This window comes from Streptomyces odonnellii (assembly GCF_000981895.1).
Lineage (GTDB): Bacteria > Actinomycetota > Actinomycetes > Streptomycetales > Streptomycetaceae > Streptomyces > Streptomyces odonnellii.
On the sequence record NZ_LATD01000131.1, the window covers coordinates 14,828 to 39,148 of the forward strand.

Below are 24,321 nucleotides of genomic sequence, written 5' to 3' on the forward strand. Positions count from 1 at the left end.
ATCTCACCTCTCCTCGGCTCCTTCTTCGGCGAGCAGCCGGTAGAACCGCCACGCCGACTCGATCAGCTCCGGCCGCGTCCTGCCCGTACCGACGATCTCCTCGTACTCGGCCTGCTCGATCGGCCTCGGATCCCCGAGCAGCCGTGCCCGGTAGTTCAGTTCGGCCAGCTCGCTCAGCTTGATGACATTGAGCGCCGCCTCCTCCGGGCTCGCGCCCACCGCCGTCACCCCGTGCCCGCGCATCAGGCACACCGCGCCCGGCCCCAGCACGGCGGCCAGTTCGTCGCCGAGCTCCGGAGTCGTCACCAGCACACTGCGCTCGAAAGTGGGCACCCCCCGGGCCAGCAGCCGCAGCGCGTACGGGTCGTACGCACCGATCAGCGGCAGCAGCGGCACATCGCAGACACCGAACAGCACCGGCGTCAACGGATGCACATGCGCCACACTGGTGACATCGGGGCGCGCCCGGTACACCGCGAGATGGATGGCGAGTTCCCGGGGCGGCTCAAGACCCGGCGCGAACGAGCGCGGTCTCCCGTCGGGATCCACCACCACGACATCCTCCGCGCCGGCGAACCGCAGACCCGACTCCGCGCGCCCGCGCGCCTTGACCGCGACACTCCCGTCGTCCAGCAGCACACTGATGTGCCCGGCCGGTTCGCGGGTGAGTCCCATGCGCCCGAGCACACGGCAGGCCGCGGCGACCCGTTCGGCCGCCGCGCCGTGCCCGGCCGCGGACGTCATCACACCCGGCCCTCGGCCACGGCCACCCTGGCCTGCCCGCGCGACACATCGAAGGTCACCACGGCCCGCTCGGGATCGCGGATCAGCGCCATCGGATCCTGACCGGCCCGGACCAGCTCGATCTGCTGCCGCAGCAGCCTGCGGTACATGGCGATGCCCTTGTCCTCCGCCCCCAGCATCTCCTTGGTGCGGTCGTAGACGGCGCCCTGCGTCTCCCATGCCATCCGGTCCTGGCTGGTGAACGTGTTCATCGCGTGGTCGCCGTCCTCGGTCATCTCCGAGGGCACCCGCACCACACTGGGCTCCTCGTCGTGCACCCGCTCCTCGCCCGGCTTGTCCGGCAGCAGCCCGGCCCGGATGAGCATGGTGTGCTCGTCGTCGACCGGCACCCGCCAGTGCATCGCCTGCAACGGGCCCTCGGGCAGCCGCAGGATGTTGGGGAACACCAGCGGATGCCCGGTCTCCTCCTCGACCCCGCCGGCGGTGTCACGGTAGACACGGCGCTTGATGATGCCCCACTCGAACTGCTCGAAGGAGTACTTCTCGATGGGCCGGTAGTAGTAGCTGCCGCGGTCGATGCCCTTGAGATGCATGGTGTGTCCGTGCAGCCAGAAGGTGTGCACGGTGTCGACGGCGTTCTCCATCGGCTGGAGCCAGTTGCACTGGAGGTCCTGCTCGACGAAGAGCGTGAGATGTCCGTCGCGCCGGTCGAGCACGTCCCACCGCGGCAGTACGGGCGGCTCGCCGGGGCCGAGATAGGCGAAGAGGATGCCGCGGTAGGCGCGTACCGGATAGGCGGCGATCCGGGCGCGCTCGCGGGCCCGCCGGTTCTCCTGCTCGAAGGGCTGCTCCAGGCACTGGCCCGTGCTGTCGTACTTCCAGCCGTGGTACGGACAGCGGATCTCGCAGCCCTCCACGAAGCCGTAGTACAGCGAGACCCGCCGGTGCGCGCACGACTCGGCGACCATCGCGTAGGTGTTCTCGTCGGTCAGATACAGCACCAGGTCCTCGCCCAGGATCCGTACGCGCTTGGTGCGTTTCTCCGGGGAGAGATCGGCGGTGAGGGCGACGGGCTGCCAGTACCGCCGCAGCAGTTCGCCCGCCGGGGTGCCGGGGCCGACCCGCGTCAGAAACTCGTTCTCGGCTTCACTGATCATGGTGATGCTCCTCTTGGTTCCGCAGTGCCTGCCGCAGCATGGCGGCGATCCGCCGCCGGAGGTCGTCGCGCTCCCCGGTGCCCCGTGCGGCCCAGGTGTCGATGAGCCGGTGGAGATACGGCGCGGCGTCCGCGTCCGGGAGGGTCTCGATGAGCGGCTCCATGTCGCGTTCGAGTTCCTCCAGGTAGTCCCAGGTCCTGTCGTCGGCGGGGGACCAGCCGAGCCGTGCCTGGAGCGCGTTGAGATAGCTCCAGAAGTCGACCGACAGCGTCGGGACGTCCGCCGCGGGGGAGAAGTCCTCGTCGAACGGCCGTTCAAGGCTGATCATGGTCAGCTCGTCCGGCGCGCGGCCCGGTCGTAGACCTCGGCCATCCGGCTCTCCGCGCCGTGCCGGGCCAGTTCCGCCTCGAAGGTGGCGCGTACGGAGGGGTCCTCGTCCCGGTACTCGATCTGGTCGCCGCCCTCGGTGGTGGGACGGTCGATCAGGAACTGCTTGAACAGCGGATACTTCTTGCTTCCCCAGCGCAGCGCCAGATAACGGGCGGGCGTGGTGCCGGTGTTGAAGTGCTGGTGGAACCAGCGCTCGGGCGGCACCACGATCGAGCCCTGCCGCCAGTCGACCTTGCGCACCGGCTCGCCCTCCCGCCACAGCAGCGAGAAGCCCGTACCACCGAGGATGATCACATGGGCGCCCGCGTTGTGCCGGTGTGCCTTCTTGTACGTACCCACGGGGAACTCGGAGACATGGCCGCACAGGCTGTTGTCGGCGATCTCCAGCATCACATTGCTGCCGCCCGCGCCGCGCGCGGCCCAGGACTTCAGCTCGATCCGGGCCGCGTCGGGGATGAATCTGCTCTCCCAGACCCGGGACTGGTAGGCGGTTCCGGCCCCGCTGAAGTCGTCCTTGTCCGCGCCGAACCGGTCGGTGAAGTCGAAGTCGCAGTCGTAGATGAACGAGCGGTTGTGGAACATCCTCATCACCAGCGGAGCGCTGGTCACGGTGTAGAAGCGGGCCGGTTCGGCACCGCTGCCGTTGAAGTGCTGCGCGTACGCGTTGAGCGGTACGGAGAACACACTGCCCGCGTTCCACTCGAAGGTCGTCCGCGCCCCGGCCGCGTTCCACACCGTGGTCGAGCCCCGGCCGGAGACCACATAGGTGATCTCCTCGTAGAGATGGCGCTCGGGAGCCATCTGGCCGCCGGGGGCGATCTCGATGATGTGGGCGTCATTGACGTCCTCGGTGCCCTCCAGCCGGGCGACCGCGGCCCGGCAGCCCCGCCGCGCCCAGTCGCCCAGCTCGACGGTGCGCAGGTCCTCGATGAACAGCCCCTCCACGACCTTCAGACCCTCGTCCGCCAGCCACTGTTCATAGGCCGTCGGGCGTTTGATCGTGGGCAGCTCGGTTTCGGCCACGGTCATCTCTCGTCTCTCCTTGTACGCGGTTTCGCGGTGTGCCGGCGCCGGTTCGTGTTCGGCCGGTGTCAGTTGCTGCCGATGAGGCTTTTGATCAGTTCCGTGGCGTCCTTGACACCCTTGGTCAGGAACTCCCAGGAGTTGGCGTCGAAGTAGTCCTTGCCGTCCTGCGGTACCTGCCAGTCGGGCAGATCCGACGGCGGCTCGACATCGGCGCGGGTGCTGATGCTGCCGTACGCGTCGTTCCACGCCTTGTTGCCGTCCGGGCAGGCCAGCCACTGCGCCAGCAGCTTGGCGGCGTTCGGGTGCGGCGGCTTGTCGGAGACGGCCAGGAAGCCGAAACCGCTGGTGGTCTGGAGCAGATCGGGCATGACCACCTGGATCGGCAGCCCGTCGTCGACCGCGGTGTCGACATCGAGCTGGCCGAGCCCCAGGGCGATCGGGTACTTGCCCTTGGCCAGATCGTCGGTGCCCTGGCGGGAGTCGGTGATCAGGACCGGGCTCTGGTCCTTGTAGAGCCGCTTGACGAAGTCGTCGCCGTAGCCGGGGGCGGCCTGGAACATACCCACGTTGTAGATCGCGCCGCCCGGGCTCCGGGGATCGATCGTGGCGATCTTGCCCTTCCACTTCGGGTCGAGCAGATCCTTCCAGGTGGTGATCTCCTTCGGGTCCACCTGGTCGGTGTTGACGACGATCGGCACGGTGACATACCGGCTGATGCTCAGAATCGACTTGTCGGCGTCCACGAACGGGACGGTCCCGCCGCGCCACGCCTTCGTTTCCAGCTCCGCGGGGGTCAGGACGCCGGTCAGCGGGGCGATCCAGTTCTGCGCGTGGTACGTGTTCGCCATGGTGTCGGCGCCGCCGACGAAGACATCCTGGGAGTAGATACCGGCCTGCCGCTCCGACTGGAGCCGGGCCGCGTTGTCCTTGCCACTGGTGCCGATGTAGTCGAGTTTCGTTCCGTACGTCTGCTGGAACGCCTGCGGGAGCTTCTGGCGCACGGTGTCGGTGGGCGGACCGGACATGACGGCCGTGCCCTCCTTCTTCGCCGCGGCGGCCAGCGAGCCCGAGGGGTCGGGGCACTGGGCGCTGATGTCACCGGGCGCACTGCCTCCGGCCGCGGTGTCCGAGCCGTCGCCGCACGCGGTCGCGGCGAGCGCCAGCGCGGCACCCGCGCAGATCAGCTTCCAGTTCTGGTGAGCGATGAATCTTCTGATGACGCACCTGCTTTCATAGCGGGGAGGGGTGACGGCGGGGTACCGCGGGTCACCCGGATACGGCGTCCCGGCTTCGACGCGCGCAGCCGGCGGCCGCCCAGCGCCCGGGACAGCAGCGCCACCCCGACGGTGAGCGCGCTGATGAGGACACCCAGCACAGAGGCCTGTTCGAGCACACCGCTGGTGCTGTATTCGAGGAGAAGGATCGACAGCGGCCGTGAGTCGTTGCTGCTGAGCAGGACGACCGTACTGACATCGCTGACGGCGGAGTGGAAGGTGAGCACCCCGGCCGCGGCCACGGAGGGGCCGAGCAGCGGGAAGAGGACATAGGTGTACGCCCGTACCGGAGTGGCACCGCAGATACGCGCGGCCCGGTCCAGATCGGGGCTCACCTGGAGGATCGCGGCCTTCAACTGCTGTGTGCCGGTGGCCATGTGGCTGATCACCAGCGCGATGATCAGGCCGAACAGATTGCCGTACAGCACGGTGCGCAACGGGGTGCCGAGATACACCCAGAGCAGTCCCAGGCCCAGCAGCATGCCCGGCACGGCGGCCGGCAGCCAGGCCATCACATCGACACCGCCCCGGGTGGGCAGTTCGCTGCGGACGATGACGAAGGAGATGACGAAGTAGACCAGCACACCGACAAGGGTGGCGATCAGTCCGATGACCAGTGTGTTGCGCACCGACGACGCGAACAGGTTGTCGTGGAAGAGCGCGGACCAGTGCTCGGTGGTGAAGGGGTTGGTGAGCTGGAAGAACCCGAACCGGCGCATGAACGAGCCCAGGACGATCGCGCCCAGCGGCAGCACCACGGTGATGACGGCATAGAGCCAGAGCACCCCGGCGATCACCCAGCGGCGTATCCGCCCCAGCCGGATCGGCTCGTCGTTGTAGGTGTGCGCGCCGACGGTGACGTAACTGCGGCTGCGTACGGCGAACCGCTGCATGATCGCCAGCATGATCAGGATCGGGATGAACACCGAACCGAGCGCGGTCGCGGTGCCGAACTGCGGGGGAGACGACTGGAGCCAGTTGTAGATCTGTGTCGAGTAGACATTGAGCCCGATCGGGGTGCCGAGCAGCAGCTCGATCTCGAAGGTCTTCAGCGAGTAGACAAAGCTCAGCAGGGTCGCGGCGATGATGGCCGGACGCATCATCGGTACGGTGATGCTCACCAGGGTGCGCAGCCGGCTGGCACCGCTGATCTGCGCCGCCTCCTCCATGGACCGGCTCATCCTGCGGAACGCGGGCACCAGCAGGATCACCATGATGGGCACGGTCGTCGCGGTGAGATGGGTCCAGATGATGCCCCAGTAGCTGTAGATGTTCAGCGGACCCTGGGTGATGTCACCCAGCCCCGGCACCGTCCTGATCACCTGGTTGACCACACCGTTGGCCGGGTCGAGCAGCAGGATCCAGCCCAGGGTCATCGACAGCGAGGGAATGAAGAACGAGAACCACAGGAACACCTCGATGACCTTGCCGCCCGGTATGTCGGTGCGCGCGATCAGCCAGGAGATCACCGTGGCGATCACCATGCCCAGCAGCACCCTCGGCACACCGAGCCGCAGTGTGTTCCAGGCGGACTCCCACATCGCGCCATTGGCGAAGGCCTGCCGCCAGTTGTCGAGGCCGTATGCGGCGGGATCGCCCGGGTCGGCGACATTGAGGCTGTTCAGCAGGAGCAGGGTGATGGGGACGACGGTGACCGCGGCCACCAGCAGCAGTACGACCGTACCGGTCACCCGGGAGCCACTGGAGCGGCGGGCCTTGACCAGTCTCCGTACCGGACCCGGCAGCGGCTCGACGGCGTCCGGAGCCACCGGCGGCAGGACCCCGCTCACAGCGGCCACACCATCGCGCGCTGCGGGTCGACCTCGACGACCACCGCGTCACCGGGCTGGTGCACCACCCGGCGCGGTGCGCTGAGCAGGACGTTCGACCCGGCGATGTCCAGTACGTACTCGAAGCTGTCGCCGAGGTAGACCGAGGACAGCACCCGCGCGGCCACCTGGTTCGGCGCCGGCTCACCCGGTCCCGCCGGCTTGATGTCGACGTCCTCGGGCCGGAGGTACACCCCGACCGCGTCGCCGTCGGCCAGCTCCGCGGGTATGTCCGGGCCGACGACCTCCCCGGCCCGCTCGCCGCCGCTGCCCAGCAGGACCCGGCGCCGGGCCGGGTCCCCGGCGAGGACGCCCTCGACGACGACGAGCCGGCCGAGGAAGTCCCGTACGAACGCGGTCTTCGGGTGCTCGTACAGGTCCATCGGCCGCCCGACCTGCTCGACCTTGCCCTTGTTCATCACCGCGAGGCGGTCCGCCAGGGACAGCGCCTCGTCCTGGTCGTGGGTCACGAAGAGCATGGTGATGCCGAGTTCGCGGTTGAGCCTGCGGATCTCGCGCCGCATCTGGATGCGCAGCTTGGCGTCCAGATTCGACAGCGGCTCGTCGAGCAGCAGCAGATCCGGGGTGTAGACCAGCGCCCTCGCCAGCGCGACCCGCTGCTGCTGGCCGCCGGAGAGCAGGGTGGCCGGCCGGTCGGCCAGCGCTTCGAGACCGGTGACCGCGAGGATCTCCTCGACCCTGCGCCGCCGTTCGGCCCGCTTCACCCGGCGCATGCGCAGGGGAAAGCCCACGTTCTGCGCGACCGTCATATGCGGCCACACCGCGTAGGACTGGAAGACCATCGCGATATTGCGCTTCTCCGAGGGCAGGAACGTGCCCCGTCCGGCATCGGCGAGCGCCCGGTCCCGCATGAGGATCGAGCCCTGGTCGATCTTCTCCAGGCCCGCGATCATCCGCAGCGAGGTGCTCTTCCCGCAGCCGCTCGGCCCGAGGAGGGCGAATATCTCGCCCCGCTTGACGTCGAGGTCGATCTGGTCGACAGCGACGACATCGTTGAACTTCCTGGTCACACCGGACAGCCGGAGCTGAACGGCGGGCTCACCGGAAGCCTCGTCCACCGGGCCAGTGATCCGGCCCGCGAGGCGGTCCGGTGTGGTCGCCCTCATCGACATCCTGCACTCCTCGGATCAGTCCTGGTTGACGCGACCTTAACCAGGAATACCTCATAGAGAAATATCTGTTCTCTAAGTTCTTTGATGTGGAATATGAGTCGTGGGGGGAGTGGTGCGCCGGGACTGACACGGGCACTCGGGAAGTGCCGTCAGAGGTCCAGTGCCAGCAGCTCGGAGGCCGCCCGGCCGACGCAGATCATCATGGTGTCGCCGCGCTCGCGCTCCTCGTCCGAGAGCACGGTGTCGTGATGTTCGGGCACACCGGCGAGCACTTTCGTCTCGCACGAGCCGCAGTAGCCCTCCTCGCACGAGAAGGCCACATCGGGCGCGGCCTCGCGGACCACGTCGAGCAGGGTGCGCTCCGGCGGCACATCGAGCGTCACACCGCTGCGGCGCAACTCGACCCGGAACGGGCGCGCGTCCGTCGTGCCGTGCGCGTCGCCGCCCGGCGGCGCGGTGAAGCGCTCCACATGCAGCGCGCCCGGCCTGGTGTCCGTACAGGCTTCGGTGACCGCCCGGACCATGCCCTCAGGTCCGCAGCAGTACACGGCACTTCCCGGAGGCGCCGCGCCGACGAGTTCCGCGACCGGCAGCAGCCCCGCCTCGTCCTGCGGTACGAGATGGACGCGCCCGGCGCCGAGGGCCGACAGCACCCCGGTGAACGCCATCGCCGGCCGCGAGCGCCCGCCGTAGTACAGCTCCCACGAAGCACCGGTCGCGGCGGCCCTGCGGACCATCGCCAGTATCGGTGTGACACCGATACCACCGGCGAGGAAGAGATAGTGGGGAGCGTCGACCATGGCGAAGTGGTTGCGCGGGCCCCGGACTTGGAGCACCCGCCCGACCAGCCCGGAGTCATGCACCTCCGCCGACCCGCCGCGCCCGTGCTCCTCGCGCAGTACGGCGACGGTGTACGAGCGGGAGTCGTCGAGGGGGCCGCACAACGAGTACTGGCGGACCGTGCCGCTGGGCAGGCGCAGATCGATGTGCGCGCCCGGTGCCCACGGCGGCAGTTCACCGCCGTCCGGATCGACCAGTCTCAGCGATACGACTCCGGTGGCCTCCAGACGCACCTGCTCGACCAGCAGGTGCCTGGCGGCGAGAGGGTCCAGATCGTTCATGGCGGCTCAGTCCGTGCCGGCCGGTCGGAAACCGTAGATGTCCAGGGTGAGTTCGCCCCCGGCGATCCGGTCCAGATAGCCCGCCTCGGCCGCCTCGCGCGCCCGGCCGCGCTCCACCACCGCCGCCACCGACGCCCGCGGGATCACCACCACACCGTCGGTGTCGGCCACCACCAGATCGCCCCGGCCGACGGTGGCAGCGCCCAGGGTGATGGGGGCGCCGACCGTTCCCGTGTCGTTCTTGACCGTCGTACGCACCGCGATCGCGGAGCTGAAGACCGGAAAGCCACGCTCGCGCAGCCGGTCGGCGTCCCGTACACCGCCGTCGATCACCAGCCCCGCCACCCCGCGCGCCTGTGCGGCCGCGGTGAGCACCTCGCCCCAGTAGCCGCAGGCCTCCTGGCGGCCGTCGACGACCAGCACATCGCCCGGCTCCGCCTGTTCGAGCGCGAGATGGAGGGGCAGATTGTCGGCGGGCGCGGTGGACACCGGCAGCGCCCGGCCGGCCACGGCGGCCCCCGGCCACACCGGCCGGATGCGCGGCGGCAGGAAACAGTCCAGCTTGGCCGCCTCGTACAGCGTCGCGGTCCCGAGCCGCAGGAGTACGGCGGTGTCCGGTACGGCGGTGCCGGCGGGGCCGGTGGGAGCGGTCGTCATGCCTGGTTCCTCTGCAGCAGGTGGTAGCCGTGGGCGGCGCGCGCCTCGGCCAGCGAACGGCCCGCGAGCACGTCGTCGACGATGCGCGCCTCGCGCTCATGGATGGTGTGGCAGATCTCCGCCACCTCGTCCTCCACATCGGGCGGTACGGTCACCGCGCCGTCGGCGTCCGCGATGACGAGCTGGCGGGGCGCGATGCGTACCCCGCCGACACTCACCGGGCACTGGACGTCGCGTACCTCGACCCGGTCCTTGCCGGTGCGCATGTACCGCCCGCGGGTGAAGAGCGGATAGCTCACGTCGAGCGCCCGCCGCACATCGCGGCACACACCGTCGATCACCGTGCCCGCGACACCGCGGTCGCTGGCCATCGCGGTGAGGATGTCGCCCCACACCGTGCAGTCGGTACGGCCGCCGTTGTCGAGGACCGCCACATCGCCGGGCCGCATGTCGTCGAGGTAGTCGCCGACCGTACCGGCCGGATGTCCGGCGGCGACGTACGAGACGGTGTAGGCGCGGCCGAAGATCCGGGCGCCGTCGAAGAGCGGGGCGATACCGGAGAGACAGCCGTCGCGGCCGAGGCGGTCGAGGGCGTCGGAGACGGTGGCGGTCGAGTAGCCGTACAAGGGGTGCGCCGGGCCGTTCGCGGGCTCGGGGCCGGTGGGTTCGTGGGTCACGAGCCGGACTCCTCGGGTGGTGTGTCAGTGGTGTCGGTCGTGGGAAACCGGCTGTCGTGCATGACCTCGGAGACCGGCCGTCCGGCGGCGACCGCGTCGGCCATGGCCGCCTCGCGGGCGACCACACGCTCGGCGAAGGCGGTCACACGCTCGGCATCGGCGCCGGGTACGAAGACGACCCCATTGCCGTCGGCGACCACGTAGTCGCCGGGGCTCACGGTGATGTCGCCGAACCCGACCGGCTCGTTCATCGCGTACTGGACCACCCGGCCGCGCGCGCTGACGGGCACCACGGCCCGCGCGAAGACCGGCAGTCCGAGTCCGGCGCTCTCGCTCGCGTCCCGGCAGGCGCCGTCGACGACCACGCCGGCGATGCCCCGGGCGAGCGCGGCACGGCTGAGAATCCCGCCCCAGCAGGACACGTCCGGACGTCCTTGGTTGGCGATGACCAGCACATCGTCCGGACCCGAGAGATCCACGGCGGCGGCGGCGACATGATCGGCGGGCCGGTCGGACCTGCGTGGGCCGACGGTGACCGTACGGACCAGCCCGGCGACGACATGGGGCACCGGCCAGACCGGCCGGGGCCCGAGCACCACCGTCGACAGGCCGTACGCGTCGAGCGCGTCCGACACGGCACAGGAGTCCAGCGCCCGCAGCCGCTCCACCAGGGTGGGCGTCCGCGCCTCGTCGGGCGCCGTCATGACTGATCCTTACGGGCGCCCGCCGAAGCGGTGTTCTCGTTCTGGGTGTTCTCGTTCTGCCAGGTCATGAACGCCATCGCGCACCCGGTGCCCGCCTCCGAGCGGTAGCACGGTTCGTACCCCACCAGCTCGGCGGTGAGCGAGGACGCCTCCAGCGCGCCTGCCACCACGATCCAGTTGCGCATCTCCGAGGTCCCCGACCGCAGCACCGAGTCCGGCAGCGACCGCAGATGGTCACGGTCGCGAGCGGTCAGCGCGGCGAGAAAGGCCCGGTCGAGTTCCTCGTCCACAACGAAGTGGCTCAGCCCGCCGGACGCCACGATCCCCACCCGCAGCGGCGCGGGGAAGTCCCGGATCGCCTCGCCCAGGGCCACACCGAAGTCGTAACAGCGCACGGCCGACGGCGGGTTGGGCTCCCAGAAGGTGTTCACGAAGACCGGTACGGTCGGCGGTGTCTCCCCGCCGCCGAGCACCTGCTCGAAGACAAATCCCCAGCCGTGCGGGATGCCCGAGTTGCCCCACTCCCCGGGCGGCAGGGCCCGGGACGCGGCCGGGTCGAACCCGGCGGCCGAGGTCCGCTCGATGAGATGCCGTGCCAGCGCGGAGTGCCCGGGCCGTACGGTGCCCGTGGCCGGCACATTGGCGACCTCGGCGATGGCCAGCCCCGGCTTCATCCCGTCCAACTGCTCCTGGGTGAACGGCTCGTGCCGCATGGTGTCGCCCCAGTAGAAGGCGAACTGCGGCAGCAGCTCATCGCCGAACACCTCCTTGTGGTCGCTGCTCACCACCACCAGCACATCCACCCCGGCCGCCTCGATCCGCCGGCCCAGCTCCTCGATGTCCTCGCGGCAGGCCGTGTAGCGGCGACGGCGTACGTCGAGCCCGCACTCGGCCGCGAACCCCGGCGCGCGCAGCGCCAGCAGCTCGTCGTACGGATACTCCGCACCGCGGTAGACCAGCGCCCGGTTGGCCCGGTCGGCGACGGCCCGCAGCCCCCAGTCCTCCGGCGGTGTGTTCAGCAGCGGGCCGTGGGAGGTGCCCACGCCCAGCACGAGGTCGCTCACGCCGCCTCACACCTCCAGCCGGAACAGCTCGACGGCGTTCGTCTCGAACAGTGCCTTCCTGTCCTCGCCGGTCAGCCAGTCGATGTCCTCGATGAGCAGATGGATGTCGTCGACCCAGCGGCCGGTCTCCGGGTCCTTCACCGAGCCGGTGCCCGGCTTCTCCGTACCGAACAGACAGCGGTCGACCCCGACGGTCCGCAGCAGGAACTCGATCGAGTCGCGGGTGTAGAGGCAGGTGTCGTAGTGGAGACGGCGCAGCCGCTCCTCGAAGGTCGTGCCCGCCCGCAGGGCCGCCGGGTAGAAACGGCCCTTCTGGTACGGGACGGCCCCGCCGCCGTGCGACACGACGATCTTGAGCTCGGGGAAGTCGTCCAGAACGGTCGACTGGAGCAGCCCGGCCACCGCCAGGGTCTCCTCCTGGACGAAGTGGAGCGAGTAGCTCTCCCGGGCCGGGGGCCGGCAGGCCGCCGAGTGGATGATGGCCGGCACGTCCAGCTCGCAGAGCGCCTCCCACACCGGGTACCAGAAGCGGTCGCCGATGGGCGGCGGCTGCCGCAGCCCCTCGTACGGGTCGGTGTTCAGGGTCGCGCCGACGAAACCCAGGTCCGTGACACAGCGGCGCAGTTCACGGGTCCAGACGGCCGGATCGAGGTCCATCGACTGCGGCATGCCCGCGATCCCGCGGAACCGGCCGTCCACCTCGCAGCACAGCGCGATGACGTCATTGGTCTCCGCGGTGAACCACTCGACCAGCTTGGCCGGGGTCTCGCTGTGCATCATCTGGAACGGCCGGGGCGAGATGAACTGGATGTCCACCCCGGCCTCGTCGAGATGCCGGAGATGCGAGATCTTGCCGAAACTCGGGTGCGGCGCGTTGAGCGCCTCCACCACATGCTCCTTCGTCACCCCGGAACGCCCGCGCCCATGGGCGCCGCGATGGGAGAGGAGCCCTGCCTTGTACGCGTACAGCTTGTCGGGGGCGGTGACATGCCCGTGGACGTCGATATAGATGGCGCTGCCCTCCTCGTGACCGGAACGGGCGATGCCCGCCGTGGCCGGTGGAGCGGCTGAGCACTCCTGTCCGGGTGTCCAGAACGATAAGGACGGTGCGCCCTATACGGAATAGGTCGCGCGAGAATTCCACATAGAGGTATATGGGTCCCTCGGTGAGGGGGCCTCGATGCCGGGCCGGGGCCGGGAGTGGGGGCAAAAGGTGCGCTGAAGCGCGGACTCCGGCCGGTTGGGCGTCACATTAGGCGACATTTCCGTCTGTGTACCCTCCGCGTACGGACTTCGCCATCACAAAACGGCCACGGCCGGCCCCATGCGGATACACGTGAGCGCCGGACGGTCCGTGTCGGCCCGTCCGGCGCCTGAGGTGCTTCAGCCGTGCGTCAGACCGGCACGATCCGGTACGTACGGCCCACCGCCGTCTGCACCGAGATCACCCCGTTCGCCGTGGTGAACGGAACCGCCGCGCCGCTCGTGTCCGTCACGGTGAAGGTGCCCGTCGGCCACGGGTTCTTCAGCCGCAGCGTGCCACCGGCCTCGCTGGTGACCTCGGCATAGCTGGCGCGGTCGTTCTCCTTCGCGCTGGACACCACGAACGCTCCCTTCTGGCGCAACTGCCAGAAGCTCGCGTTCTTGCCCGCCGGCCAGACCGGGAAGAGGGTGACGATCCCCTGGTCGCTCTGGGCCAGCATGCTGTTGACCGCCTCGGTGGCACCGGACTTCTCGATGCCGTGGAACGGGTCGGCGATCCGCAGGTTCGGGGCGAGGTGCGCGTTGATCACCTGCTTGAACCTGTCGATGAGCGACTGCGCCGGATAGCCGACCCGGGCCGCCTGGTGTGGTCCCGCGGCGGTTCTGAGATTTTCATGTCCACGTCATCGCCGGGCGGGTGCAGGTGTCATCCGGCGACCGGAGAGTGACGGCCGTTTGCGCAACCGGCCCTAGCCTCTGGAGGAACCGTGAAGCTCCGGCGATCCGCCCGTGTCGTATTCGTCTCCGTCCTGCTCTCCGCGGGACTCCTCGCCGTACCCGGCCAGGCCCAGGCCGCGCCCAGCGACGCCGACCTCGCCTACCGCTGGGCCCCTGTGCACTACCAGGACACCTCGTCCGCCTACTACACCGCCGAGTACACCTCGCCGGTCGACTACGACGGCGACTGGAACACCCTCAACAACTGGGAGAACCTGGACGCCAACACCGCGCGGCTGACCGGTACGGCGTACTACTCCGTGGTCGAGACCTCGACGCACTGGTACATCACCTACGCCTTCTACCACCCGCGCGACTGGAAGGACTATCCGCTCAACTGGACCTCCCACGAGAACGACATGGAAGGTGTCCTGGAGGTCGTCCTCAAGGACGGCAGCACCTACGGCACGCTCCAGGCGGCCGTCACCCAGGCGCACGACAACTACTACTCGTACATCCCGGCCGGCAGCCCCTTCCAGGGCAACCGCGAGAACATCGACGGCACCCTCCTGATGGAGACCCACGACGGTGCCCAGCACCCCACCGTCTTCCAGGAGGCGCGCGGCCACGGCATGTACAACTGGAGCGGCGGCAGCTTCCCCGGCGGCGACGGCGTCGTCTACCGCCCCAACCGCACCGCCGGTACCGTCCCGACCGGCGGCAACGACCGCGCCGCCTCCTACAAGCTCGTCGACATCTTCGCCGCCGGCGGCCTGTGGGAGCGCCGCAACTCCAAGCCGCCGTACGCCTCCTGGGGCACCTTCGCCGGTGACAACGGCCGCGACAACGCCGCGCACGCCCCCTGGGCCTGGGACGACTCCAACGACGGCAGCGACCTCCAGGCCGGCTCCATCGCGGGCGACCCGGCGTACCTGATCAGCCAGTACTTCAAGAACACCGGCAATCTGAGCCTGACGTACACCCGGAACACCTACCGTTCCTGACGCCCGGCACACCAGGTCCTGTCCGACGGAGATCCGCCGGACAGGACCTGGGCGAGCCGCCGGACGGCGGCCGGGCCACGCCAGGTCCGGGCCGGTGGGGGCCGTTCGCCGCTCGCGCGCGGGTCGCCTGCTGTTGGGGCGTACGTCATGCGCCGTCTCTACCGTCCGTGCCATGAACAAGCTCCTGATCATGCTGAGCGCCGCCGCGCTGACCGTCGGTCTGGCCGCGCCCGCCGCCGCCCACCGCGGCCACGACCACAACGGGTCCGCCGAGTTCGGCCGGGCCACCCTGACCGGCTTCGCCTCGCTCCCGGCCGAGACCTACGTACCCGGCAGCCCGGTCTCCGGCGCGGCCCTCGGCACGGAGCCCGTCAACGGCATCGCCGCGCCGTTCCCGGGCCAGCCCGTCCAGGGATTCAGCGGTATCCTCAACCGGCACGACGGCACGTACGACGTGCTGTCCGACAACGGGTTCGGGAACAAGGCCAACAGCGCCGACTTCCTCCTCCGTGTCCACCACGTCAAGCCGGACACGCGCACCGGCAAGGTCAAGGTGCTCGGCGGCTTCAACCTGAGCGACCCCTACCGCCATGTGCCGTTCGCGCTGACCCGCTCCGACCGGGTGCTGACGGGCGCCGACTTCGACGTCGAGTCGATCGTCCGTGCGTCCGACGGGACGTACTGGACGGGCGACGAGTTCGGCCCGTTCCTGCTGCACTTCTCCTCGAAGGGCCGTCTCCTCCAGGCCCCCATCCCGCTCAAGGGAGTCCAGGCGCCGGAGAATCCGTACCTGAACGGCGCGGCCCCCAACCTGCCCAGCAGCAAGGGCTTCGAGGGCATGGCCCGCGGTGTCGACGGCCGTCACCTCTACCCGCTGCTCGAAGGCTGGGTCTCCGACGGCACGCCCGGCGACCTGCGCATGAGCGAGTTCGACCTGCGTACGAACGCCTACACGGGCAAGCGCTTCATCTACCGCCTGGAGTCGACCGGCAACGCCATCGGCGACGCGATCGCCCTGGACGACCACCGCTTCCTGGTGATCGAGCGCGACGGCGGACAGGGCGACTCCGCCCAGTTCAAGCGCATCTACCTGGCGGACAGCCGTGACCGGAACCACGACGGCGTCATGGACAAGAAGCTCGTCGCCGACCTGCTCGACATCGCCAACCCCAAGGGCCTCGGCGGCTTCGGGAAGACCTTCCGCTTCCCGTTCACGACCATCGAGGACGTCGTGCTGATCGACGACCGCACGCTGGCCGTCATGAACGACAACAACTTCCCGGGCTCCTCGGGCCGTACGCCTGGCAAGGCGGACAACAACGAGTTCATCACCATCCGGCTCACCCAGCCGCTGGACGCCGACCGCCGCGCGTTCCGCTGACACCGGGCGACCGGCAGCGGCACTGCTGCTGGCGTACTGACGCGCTGACGTCTGCGCACAACTGACGTACGACGACCGTGGTGAGACGTCGTACGAGCGGGGCTTCGGGCCACCGCGCGAGCCGGTGGAGGCATATGTCTCCGCCAAAGTTGCGCGGTGGCCTTCGCCTTCTGTACGGCTCGCGGGATCGTAGCCAGAGTGTGTCTTTCAGAGTGTTGACGACTCCCAATCCGTGACGGACCATCACAACCAGGTGCACAACGCGGAGTTGGGCACCGCGCAGAAAAGGAGCGGCTCATGAGCGGAACAGTCAAGAGCGACAGCACCTCACGCCGCAAGCAGACGACCATCCAGATCCGGCGCCTGGACAGGAAAGAGACTACGGGCGACAGCAATTCCACCGGCTCCTGAACGGGTCGTCGTGCCGGGGCGCTATCCCACCGTCGATGAACTGACCTCCGGCGCCGCGGCTCTGGCCGCGGCGCACCCCGATCTCATGGCCCTGCGCCGCATCGGCACCTCACGGGAGGGGGAGCCGATCCGGCTGCTGTCCGTGGGGCGGGGGAGCAGGCATGTGCTGGTGGTCGCGGGGCCGCACGCCAATGAACCGGTCGGGGGGCTGACCGTACTGCGGCTGGCGAGGTATCTGGCGCGGACCGCCCGGCCGGGGGCTCCGGCCGGACGGTCCGCCAGGGTCCGGTTCACCGACACCACCTGGCACTTCGTCCTCTGTCTCGATCCCGACGGAGCCCGCCGCAACGAGCGGTGGCTCAAGGGGCCGATGACCTTCTCCCAGCACTACCGCCATTTCTTCCGCCCCGGGTTCGCCGGCCAGCCCGAGTGGCTGCCCACCGAACCCGGCGCGGAGCCCATGCCGGAGACCCGGGCGCTGCTCGATCTCCAGGACGAGCTGCGGCCGTATCTCCAGTGCTCGCTGCACGGCGTGGACGTGGGCGGCAGTTTCGTCCAGCTCACCCGGGAACTTCCCGGGCTCTCCGACGAGTTGGCGCGCTCGGCCGCGGATCTCAGGATCCCGGTCGAGCTGGGACCGTACGACGCGTTCTTCTGGCCGAGTCCCGGGCCGGGCGTCTTTGACATGCCCCGGCCGCAGGAGACCGATCAGTTCGTCTCGCTCCCCGCGGCCACCGCCACCTCCACCTGGTTCCATCCCCACCGTTACGGAACAGTCACCGCGGTCGTGGAAGCGCCGATGTGGGGTGTAGAAGGAGTGGGTGACACCTCACCGCACCCCGATCCGTACGGCGCGCTGGAGATCATCAGCCATGCGCTCCGGCAGGACGCGCGGACACTCGCCGGACTGCTGGAGCGGGTACGGCCGGACCTCCTCGCCACCGCGGGACCGCTGCTCGCGCCGGTCGACGAATATCTCGCGGTCTCTCCCGGACTCGCGGACGAATGGGCCCCGGAAGCGGCCCTCGGCGCGGCGGGGGGCAGTGTGACCGCGACCGGGAGGCGGCGTCCCCGGGCCCGCGCGGGCGGCGGCATCGACAGCGGTGCCGGGACCGGCTCCGCCGGACTGCCGCCGATGAACCGGGCGCGGATCATGGCCCTGCGGATCGCCGCACGGCGCCTCGTCATCCGTACGGCCGGGCTCCTGCACCAGATGCTCATGGCCGCGCCCCACCCGGCGGCCGGCGCTCCGGGGACCGAGGTACGCGCGACCCTGGACCGCTTCCTCACCGAGCGCTGCGCCGCCTTCGAGGACGACTGCGGCGCCCGCTGGATCCCGGTCCGGGACCAGGCGGAACATCAGTTCAGGATCGTGCTGGCCGCCACCGAACTGGCCGCCGGGTCCAGGGAGCCGAGGGCGGTACGGGCATGACACCGGAGCGGCACCAGGAACCGGTGTCCGGCTTACGGAGGCCACGGGTGAAGCCCGAGCACCGGGCGTACCGCACGGTGGACGGCAATGTGCGGATCGGCAGCGTCGTCTACGGAATCGGCGCCGAGGTCACCGACCCCGAGGGCTGGATCTGGACCCTGACCGAGGCCCTCGACGGCACCCGCGCCCCCGCCGAGGCGGTCACCCAGGTGCTCGCCCGCCACCCCGGTCTCGAACCGCGCTCGGTCACCGAGGCCATGGACGATCTGTACGAGGCCGGGTTCCTGGAGGACGCGGGGGCCGAGCCGTCCGCGGCGCTCACCGCGGAGGACCGTGAACGCTACAGCCGCGGTGTGACCCTGCTGCGCTGGATGGACCTCTCGCCCCGCGCGACGGCCTGGGAACTCCAGGCACGATTACGCTCGGCCCGGGTGCTGCTGCTCGGCCTCGGCGGCACCGGAGGGTTCGCCGCCCAGGGCCTCGCAGCCTCGGGAGTGGGCCGCATGCACTGTGTGGACGGCGATGTCGTCGAACTGTCCAACCTCAACCGGCAGCCCCTCTACCACGAGAGCGACATCGGCCGGCCCAAGGCGACCGCGGCCGTGGCGGCCCTGCGGGCGGTCAACTCGCGGGTGGCGCTGACCGCGGAGCGGCGCGAGGTGCACGGCCCCGACGATCTCGCCGCACTGCTCGCGCCCGGTTACGATCTGCTGCTGCTCTGCGCCGACCGGCCGCCGGAGATCCGCCGCTGGGCGAACCGGGTCTGTCTGGAAGCCGGGATCCCCTGGCTCGACGCCGGTTACCGCGGCCCCCTGGTCACCGTCGGGGTCCATGCCCCGGGCCGGGGCGCCTGCTGGGAGTGCCACCGAGCCGGCGAGGTCGAGCGCCGGGACCTGCGGCTCGCCGCGGGCCAGGACGAGGAGGCGGCCTCGCCCCGGATGGAGTGGAACCCCGTGAACGCGGTGACCGCGGGGCTCTCCGGCCATCTGCTCGTGTACGCCGCGATCGCCCTGCTGACCGGCGTACCGGAGATGGAGCCCGGCTTCCGCTTCGGCCTCAATCTGATGGCGCTCTCCGAACCGCTGGAGGAGCGCTTCGAGCGCCGGCCCGACTGCCCGGCCTGTGGCACACCTCCGGGGGCGTCATGACCGGGACCGCTCCGGCCGGGACGCCGCGGGGCGCGCTCGACGTACTGCCCGGACCGCCGTGTTGCGGGCCGCCCTTCGGGAGTGCGTACGAGCGTCTCGTACGTCTGGACGCGCCGGCCCACGGTCGTACGGCCGAATTCGGTTGGATTCAGGCGCACTCGGGGTGCTCCGGGGCTACCCTAGACACTTGACCTGCGCACTGTTCGAAGGGAGGGACGCCCGTGCACCGGCCGGACCACCCGGTTGCCCTCCCGCTGCTGGAGCGCGAGCCCGAACTCGCCGCGGCGGCCAACGCGGTCGACGCGCTGTGCGGACCACGGCCGTCCGGCGGGCTGCTCGTCTACCGGGGCGCGGCGGGACTCGGCAAGACCGCGCTGCTCTCCGAAGTCCTCAGGATGGCGACCGGGCGCTGCGCGGTGTGGTCGGCCCGGGGCGGCGAGACCGTCACCTCCGTCCCCTTCCATGTCGTACGCCAACTGCTCCAGCCCGCGCTGACGGTGAGCGGTCCGGAAAGCCAGGTCCCCACGGGCGACGGGCCCGTGGCCGGCGGGCCCTTGGACGCGCGCGAACTGCTGGGCGAGTGGTACGAGATCGTCGGTCCCGCGCTGGGTGTGGCGACCCCGTGCGGACAGCAGGCCGACCCGCAGGGTGTACGGGACGGCCTGGACGCGCTGGTGGAGCGGCTCACCGAGGCGTGCGGCCCGCTCGTCCTGATCATCGACGACGCCCAGTGGGCCGATCTGGAGACACTCGCCTGGCTGGCCTCGTTCGCGGAGCGCCCGGCCGGCGGACTGCCCGTTCTCATCGTCGTCGCGTACCGCACCGAGGAGGCGGTCGGCGAGTCCGAGCGATACCTCACCACGCTCGGTGCCGCGGCCAAACTGCTGGTCAGCCTGCGGGCGTTGACGCCCGACGCCACCGCCGGGCTCACCCGCGCCGCGCTCGGCGAGCATGTGGACGACCCGTTCTGCCGCGAGGTGTGGGCGGTGACCGGCGGCAACGCGTACGAGACCGTCGAACTGCTCGCCAAGGTACGGGACAGCGGCCTCGCGCCCGTCGAGCACTCCGCCGGTGAGCTTCGCGCCCTCGGCGCCTCCGCACGCGGCAAGGGACTGATCGCCCGGCTGGAGGAACTGGGCACCGCCACCACACGGTTCGCCTGGGCCGCCGCGATCCTCGGCACCGACATCTCGCTCGACCTGGCCATATCGCTGGCCGGCATGAGCCCCGAAGAGGCCGCCGAGTGCGCCGAACGGCTGCGGGCCGCGCGCATCCTGGTGGGTGTGGATCCGATGGAGTTCGTCCACCCGCTGATCGCGGGCGCGGTCTACCGCGCGATCCCCGGGGGTGTCCGTACCGCGATGCACGGACTGGCCGCATGGGCGGTCTCCCGCAGTGGCAGGGGAGCCGCGGCCGCCGCGCCGCACCTCCTCGAAGTCCACCCGGACGGCGACGCCGAACTCGTCGAGCAGCTCCGCGAGGCCGCCGCCGAGCATCTCGCGGTCGGTGCGCCGGACGCCGCGCGGCGCTGCCTCGAACGCGCTCTCGCGGAACCGCCGTCGACCCGTGTGCGCGCCCATGTGCTGTACGAACTGGGCCGGGCCACCCTGCTCACCTCACCGGCCACCACGGTCGGCCATCTACGCGCGGCGCTCGACACCCAGCAGCTCGACGACGCCCAACGGATCGATGTGGTGTTCCTTCTCTCCCAGGCCCTGACCCACAACAACGAGACCGGAGAGGCCGCTCGGGTGGTGGCCGCCGAGGTCGCCCGTACGGACGAGGGCCCGGCCGGACTGCGGCTGCGGGCCGCGCACTTCCTGTGGGAGGGAGTGCGGGCCGTCGAGGACGACGGCCCCGGACGCTCCCGCCGCCTCAGCCGCGTCGCCGCCGGGCTCACCGGTCGCGACAACACCGAGCGGATCCTGCCCATGCTGCGCGCCTTCGACGGCACGGCCCGCGGCGAGAGCGCCGAGGAGAACGTCCAGATCGGTGAACGCGCCCTGCTCGACGGTGCGTTGGCGCCCGGCACCGGCTGGACCGACACCTCCTGGGGCTTCGAACCTCCCGCCCTGCTCGGTCTGTCGTACGCCTTCGCGGACCGGCTCGACCGCGCGGAGAGCCTGTTCACCGAGGCGCTGCGGGCCTTCGAGATCTCCGGCTGGAGTGGCGGCCATCTCGCCTTCGCCCATGCTCTGGTCGGCTATCTCCACCGCAGACGCGGCGACTTGACGGACGCCGAGGCCTATCTGCGCGAGAGCCTGCGGCTCGCCGACCGGGTGGGCGACGGACTGCCCATGCACTGGGACGCGGCCTCCATGCTCATCGACACACTGCTGGCGCGCGGCCATGTCGACGAGGCGCGGGAGGCCGCCGAACGCTACGCCTTCGCACCGCCGTACTCCTCCTCGATCGTCATCCCCGACGCTCCCTGCGTCCGCGGCCGGCTGCTGCTCGCGCTCGGGCGCACGAAGGAGGCCGTCACCGAACTGGAGGCGGTCGGACGGGCGTTGACCGCGCGGGGACGGCACAACATCGTGATGGCTCCCTGGGCCTGCGACCTCGCGTCCGCGCTCGCCGAGGACGATCCGGGACGCGCCGCCCAGCTCGCCGCGTACGCCCGTGACCGGGCGGAACGCTTCGGAACGCACACCGCCATCGGGGTCGCGCTGTGCTGCGCCGCGTCCCTGAAGGAGGGCCGGGCACGGGCCGATCTGCTGGCGCAGGCCGTCGGGCATCTCGAATCCTCGCCCTCCCGGTACGAACTCGCCTTCGCCCGCGTCGAGTACGGCATCGCGACGGGCTCTCCGGCCGAGCTGTCCTGCGGGCTCGAACTGGCGGTGAAGTGCGGCGCCGACGGGCTGGCGGCGCGGGCGCGCCGGGCGCTGGAGGCCCGTGCCGCACCGCGCTGATCGTTTTTTGTCCGTTGGATCCGCCGAGCCGCCCTCGTACCCTTCGTGATATCCCGTACCCCTGTGAACAGGAGACCGGCCCCCGTGTCCGTACCGCCCGCCGCCCCCCGTCCGCCGCGGGGCGCCGATGCCCGGCGTCCGTCCCCTGCGACGGCGGGCCCGGACGGAAGCCCCGGTGAGAGCCTCGGCGACGACCTCCGGGCCGACTGCGCGAACTGCTTCGGGCTGTGCTGTGTCGCCCTGGCCTTCTCCGCCTCGGCCGACTTCCCGGTCGACAAGGACGCCGGAGAGCCCTGCCCGGAGCTGGGTACGGACTTCCGCTGCGGTATCCACCAGCGGCTCAGGGAGCGCGGCTATCGCGGCTGTACGGTGTACGACTGCTTCGGCGCCGGCCAGCGGGTCTCCCAGGTCACCTTCGGCGGACAGGACTGGCGGCGGGCACCCGGGACCGCCCGCCGGATGTTCGCCGTACTCCCGGTGATGCGGCAGCTCCACGAACTGCTCCGGTATCTGCGCGAAGCCCTGACCCTGGAGCCCGCGCGTCCGCTGCACCCCCGGATCCGTGCCGCGCTCGACGCGACGGAACACCTCACCCGGGCCGATGCCGACACCCTGCTGGCGCTGGATGTGGCCGCCCGGCGCGAGGAGGTCAACCCGCTCCTGCTGCGTACGAGCGAGCTGGTACGGGCCCAGGTGCCCGGCAGGAGGAAGAACCGACGGGGAGCCGACCTCTTCGGCGCCCGGCTCAGGGGCGCCGACCTGAAAGGTGCCGATCTGCGCGGGGCGTATCTGATCGGCGCCGATCTGCGCGGCGCCGATCTGAGGCTGGCGGATCTGATCGGGGCCGACCTCCGCGACGCCGATCTGCGGGGCGCCGACCTGAAAGGTGCCGATCTGCGCGGGGCGTATCTGATCGGCGCCGATCTGCGCGGCGCCGATCTGAGGCTGGCGGATCTGATCGGGGCCGACCTCCGCGACGCCGATCTGCGGGGCGCCGATCTGACCGGATCCCTCTTCCTCGTCCAGACCCAGGTCAACGCGGCGAAGGGCGACACGGCCACCAGGCTGCCGCCGGGCCTGGACCGCCCCGGCCACTGGTAGGGCCGTGGGCCGCGGCCCACACGCCATGGCCGGAGCCCCATGGCCATGGCCTTAGGGTTCGCGCCGGGTCATGGTTTGCGCCGGGCCATGCGCCGTGCGAAGAAGAGCGCGAGGGCCGCGAGACAGGCGGAGGCGATGAAGGCGACGGGCATGAGGTACCCGGAGCCGGACTCCTCCTGCCCGTCCCCGGCGACCCGTGCGCGCGGCGCCGCCGGAGCGGTCCCCGGCTTGCGTGCCTGTACGGGCCCGGCCGCGGCCACCGGCGCCAGCGCCCGCGCGATCGGACCGGGAACCGGGCCGTCCTTCATCGGCGGCCTCGGCGGGAGCGGCGCCGGCGGCGGTTCGAGCGAGCCCACCGGAGTCACCCGGCCCGCGGCCTTGAATCCCCAGTCCAGCAGGTCCCTGGCCTCCTCGTAGACCTCGTGGACCCCGCCCCACTGCGGGTTCATGACGGTGACCACCAGTGTCCGGCCGCCGCGCCGGGCCGCCGCGATCAGCGTGTAGCCGGCTTCCGAGGTGAAGCCGTTCTTGACGCCGATCAGTCCCCGGTACGGTTCGACCCCGTCCTCCCCGGTGAGCAGCCGGTTGGTGTTGACGATGCCGAAGGTCCCTCCGTACCCGGGGAACTCGGCGTCGACGGTCGAGCTGTACTTCACGAACTCGCGCGAGGCCAGGCCCGTACGCCCGAAGACCGCCAGGTCGAACGCGGAGGACACCTGCCCGTCGGCGTCATAGCCGTCCGGGGACACCACATGCGTGTCGTACGCGCCCAGGAGCTTCGCCTTGAGCCGCATCTGCTTGACCGTCGTGTCCCAGCCGCCGTTCATCTCGGCGAGCGCGTGCACCGCGTCGTTGCCGGAGCTGAGGAAGACGCCGTTCCACAGGTCCTCCACCGTGTACGAGTCGCCGGCCACGATCCCGACCTCGCTGCTGCCCTCGCCGACGTCGTCCAGCTCGGCCTCGGTCGCGGTGTGTTCGCCGTCCTTGGGGAGACGGGGCAGCGCGGTGACGGCGAACAGCGTCTTCAGGGTGCTGGCAGGGGGCAGCGGGCGGTGCGCGTCGTGCGCGGCGAGGACTTCACCCTTGCGGGCATCGGCGACCAGCCAGGACAGCGCGGAGAGGCTGGGCAGCGCGGGGGCGCCGCGTTTGGGCCGCACCTGAGTGCCCGTCCGGTAGAGCGTGCCCGCGACGGGGCCTGAGGCAACTTTGCGGGCGGCGGAGCCGGGGCGGGCACGC

General features: G+C 70.6%; 22 protein-coding genes. 7 read left to right on the forward strand and 15 right to left on the reverse strand.

Going from position 1 to position 24,321, the window contains the following annotated elements; genetic code table 11:
• Positions 1-3 precede the first annotated feature (3 nt).
• From WH07_RS14085 to WH07_RS14105, 5 genes are all read right to left on the reverse strand, one after another.
• The gene (locus tag WH07_RS14085; RefSeq protein ID WP_052744367.1) at positions 4-744 is read right to left on the reverse strand and encodes a class II aldolase/adducin family protein; all 741 of its coding nucleotides are present in this window, start codon (positions 742-744) and stop codon (positions 4-6) included.
• Complete coding sequence (locus WH07_RS14090; protein WP_052744368.1) at positions 744-1,901, reverse strand: Rieske 2Fe-2S domain-containing protein; 1,158 nt, start codon at positions 1,899-1,901, stop codon at positions 744-746. Before WH07_RS14090 ends, WH07_RS14085 begins: the two co-directional genes overlap by 1 nt.
• Positions 1,891-2,229: a hypothetical protein gene (locus tag WH07_RS14095; protein ID WP_046500176.1), complete on the reverse strand. Its 339-nt coding sequence runs from the start codon at positions 2,227-2,229 to the stop codon at positions 1,891-1,893. Before WH07_RS14095 ends, WH07_RS14090 begins: the two co-directional genes overlap by 11 nt.
• A gap of 2 nt (positions 2,230-2,231) precedes the next feature.
• On the reverse strand, positions 2,232-3,320 hold the full coding sequence (locus WH07_RS14100; RefSeq protein ID WP_046500177.1) for a cupin domain-containing protein: 1,089 nt from the start codon (positions 3,318-3,320) through the stop codon (positions 2,232-2,234).
• Between the two features lie 62 nt (positions 3,321-3,382).
• On the reverse strand, positions 3,383-4,342 hold the full coding sequence (locus tag WH07_RS14105) for an ABC transporter substrate-binding protein (protein WP_046500179.1): 960 nt from the start codon (positions 4,340-4,342) through the stop codon (positions 3,383-3,385).
• On the opposite strand from WH07_RS14105, the gene WH07_RS14110 reads away from it, so the two are divergent.
• A complete protein-coding gene (locus tag WH07_RS14110; protein ID WP_157877339.1) occupies positions 4,341-4,517 on the forward strand; it encodes a hypothetical protein in 177 nt (58 codons plus the stop codon). The two genes, WH07_RS14105 and WH07_RS14110, sit on opposite strands and share 2 nt — an antisense overlap.
• Here WH07_RS14110 and WH07_RS14115 read toward each other — a convergent pair.
• The 9 genes from WH07_RS14115 to WH07_RS14155 all read right to left on the reverse strand — a co-directional run bounded on the left by WH07_RS14115 (position 4,498) and on the right by WH07_RS14155 (position 13,569).
• Positions 4,498-6,381 (reverse strand): ABC transporter permease, encoded by a 1,884-nt coding sequence (locus WH07_RS14115; RefSeq protein ID WP_046500183.1) that lies wholly within the window; start codon positions 6,379-6,381, stop codon positions 4,498-4,500. The two genes, WH07_RS14110 and WH07_RS14115, sit on opposite strands and share 20 nt — an antisense overlap.
• Positions 6,378-7,553: an ABC transporter ATP-binding protein gene (locus WH07_RS14120; protein ID WP_052744369.1), complete on the reverse strand. Its 1,176-nt coding sequence runs from the start codon at positions 7,551-7,553 to the stop codon at positions 6,378-6,380. Before WH07_RS14120 ends, WH07_RS14115 begins: the two co-directional genes overlap by 4 nt.
• A 149-nt stretch (positions 7,554-7,702) precedes the next feature.
• The gene (locus tag WH07_RS14125) at positions 7,703-8,674 is read right to left on the reverse strand and encodes a PDR/VanB family oxidoreductase (protein ID WP_046500185.1); all 972 of its coding nucleotides are present in this window, start codon (positions 8,672-8,674) and stop codon (positions 7,703-7,705) included.
• A 6-nt stretch (positions 8,675-8,680) separates the two neighbouring features.
• Complete coding sequence (locus tag WH07_RS14130) at positions 8,681-9,331, reverse strand: 4-carboxy-4-hydroxy-2-oxoadipate aldolase/oxaloacetate decarboxylase (RefSeq protein WP_046500186.1); 651 nt, start codon at positions 9,329-9,331, stop codon at positions 8,681-8,683.
• Positions 9,328-10,008: an RraA family protein gene (locus WH07_RS14135; RefSeq protein ID WP_079023212.1), complete on the reverse strand. Its 681-nt coding sequence runs from the start codon at positions 10,006-10,008 to the stop codon at positions 9,328-9,330. Before WH07_RS14135 ends, WH07_RS14130 begins: the two co-directional genes overlap by 4 nt.
• The gene (locus tag WH07_RS14140; RefSeq protein WP_046500188.1) at positions 10,005-10,712 is read right to left on the reverse strand and encodes an RraA family protein; all 708 of its coding nucleotides are present in this window, start codon (positions 10,710-10,712) and stop codon (positions 10,005-10,007) included. The genes WH07_RS14135 and WH07_RS14140 overlap by 4 nt, the downstream gene beginning before the upstream one ends.
• Positions 10,709-11,776 (reverse strand): DODA-type extradiol aromatic ring-opening family dioxygenase, encoded by a 1,068-nt coding sequence (locus WH07_RS14145; RefSeq protein WP_046500191.1) that lies wholly within the window; start codon positions 11,774-11,776, stop codon positions 10,709-10,711. The genes WH07_RS14140 and WH07_RS14145 overlap by 4 nt, the downstream gene beginning before the upstream one ends.
• 6 nt (positions 11,777-11,782) lie before the next feature.
• Complete coding sequence (locus WH07_RS14150; RefSeq protein ID WP_332836355.1) at positions 11,783-12,820, reverse strand: amidohydrolase family protein; 1,038 nt, start codon at positions 12,818-12,820, stop codon at positions 11,783-11,785.
• Positions 12,821-13,170: 350 nt separating this feature from the next.
• Entirely contained in the window at positions 13,171-13,569 is a 399-nt protein-coding gene (locus WH07_RS14155) for a glycoside hydrolase family 95-like protein (RefSeq protein WP_046500195.1), read from the reverse strand.
• A 177-nt stretch (positions 13,570-13,746) separates the two neighbouring features.
• Between WH07_RS14155 and WH07_RS14160 the strand changes: the two genes are divergently transcribed.
• From WH07_RS14160 to WH07_RS14185, 6 genes are all read left to right on the forward strand, one after another.
• Positions 13,747-14,700: a hypothetical protein gene (locus WH07_RS14160; RefSeq protein WP_052744370.1), complete on the forward strand. Its 954-nt coding sequence runs from the start codon at positions 13,747-13,749 to the stop codon at positions 14,698-14,700.
• A gap of 172 nt (positions 14,701-14,872) precedes the next feature.
• Positions 14,873-16,081, forward strand: a complete 1,209-nt coding sequence (locus WH07_RS14165) for an esterase-like activity of phytase family protein (RefSeq protein ID WP_046500197.1) — start codon at positions 14,873-14,875, stop codon at positions 16,079-16,081.
• 421 nt (positions 16,082-16,502) lie between these two features.
• Positions 16,503-17,924, forward strand: a complete 1,422-nt coding sequence (locus tag WH07_RS14170; protein ID WP_052744371.1) for a M14 family zinc carboxypeptidase — start codon at positions 16,503-16,505, stop codon at positions 17,922-17,924.
• Between the two features lie 47 nt (positions 17,925-17,971).
• Positions 17,972-19,072 (forward strand): HesA/MoeB/ThiF family protein, encoded by a 1,101-nt coding sequence (locus tag WH07_RS14175; RefSeq protein WP_046500201.1) that lies wholly within the window; start codon positions 17,972-17,974, stop codon positions 19,070-19,072.
• A gap of 221 nt (positions 19,073-19,293) precedes the next feature.
• Positions 19,294-21,984 (forward strand): ATP-binding protein, encoded by a 2,691-nt coding sequence (locus WH07_RS14180; protein WP_046500203.1) that lies wholly within the window; start codon positions 19,294-19,296, stop codon positions 21,982-21,984.
• An 84-nt stretch (positions 21,985-22,068) separates the two neighbouring features.
• Positions 22,069-23,085, forward strand: coding sequence for a pentapeptide repeat-containing protein (locus WH07_RS14185; protein ID WP_052744372.1), 1,017 nt, complete (start codon positions 22,069-22,071; stop codon positions 23,083-23,085).
• 68 nt (positions 23,086-23,153) lie between these two features.
• Here the strand turns inward: WH07_RS14185 and WH07_RS14190 are convergent.
• The coding region (locus WH07_RS14190; RefSeq protein ID WP_046500221.1) for a D-alanyl-D-alanine carboxypeptidase family protein at positions 23,154-24,321 on the reverse strand (1,168 nt) is incomplete at its 5' end.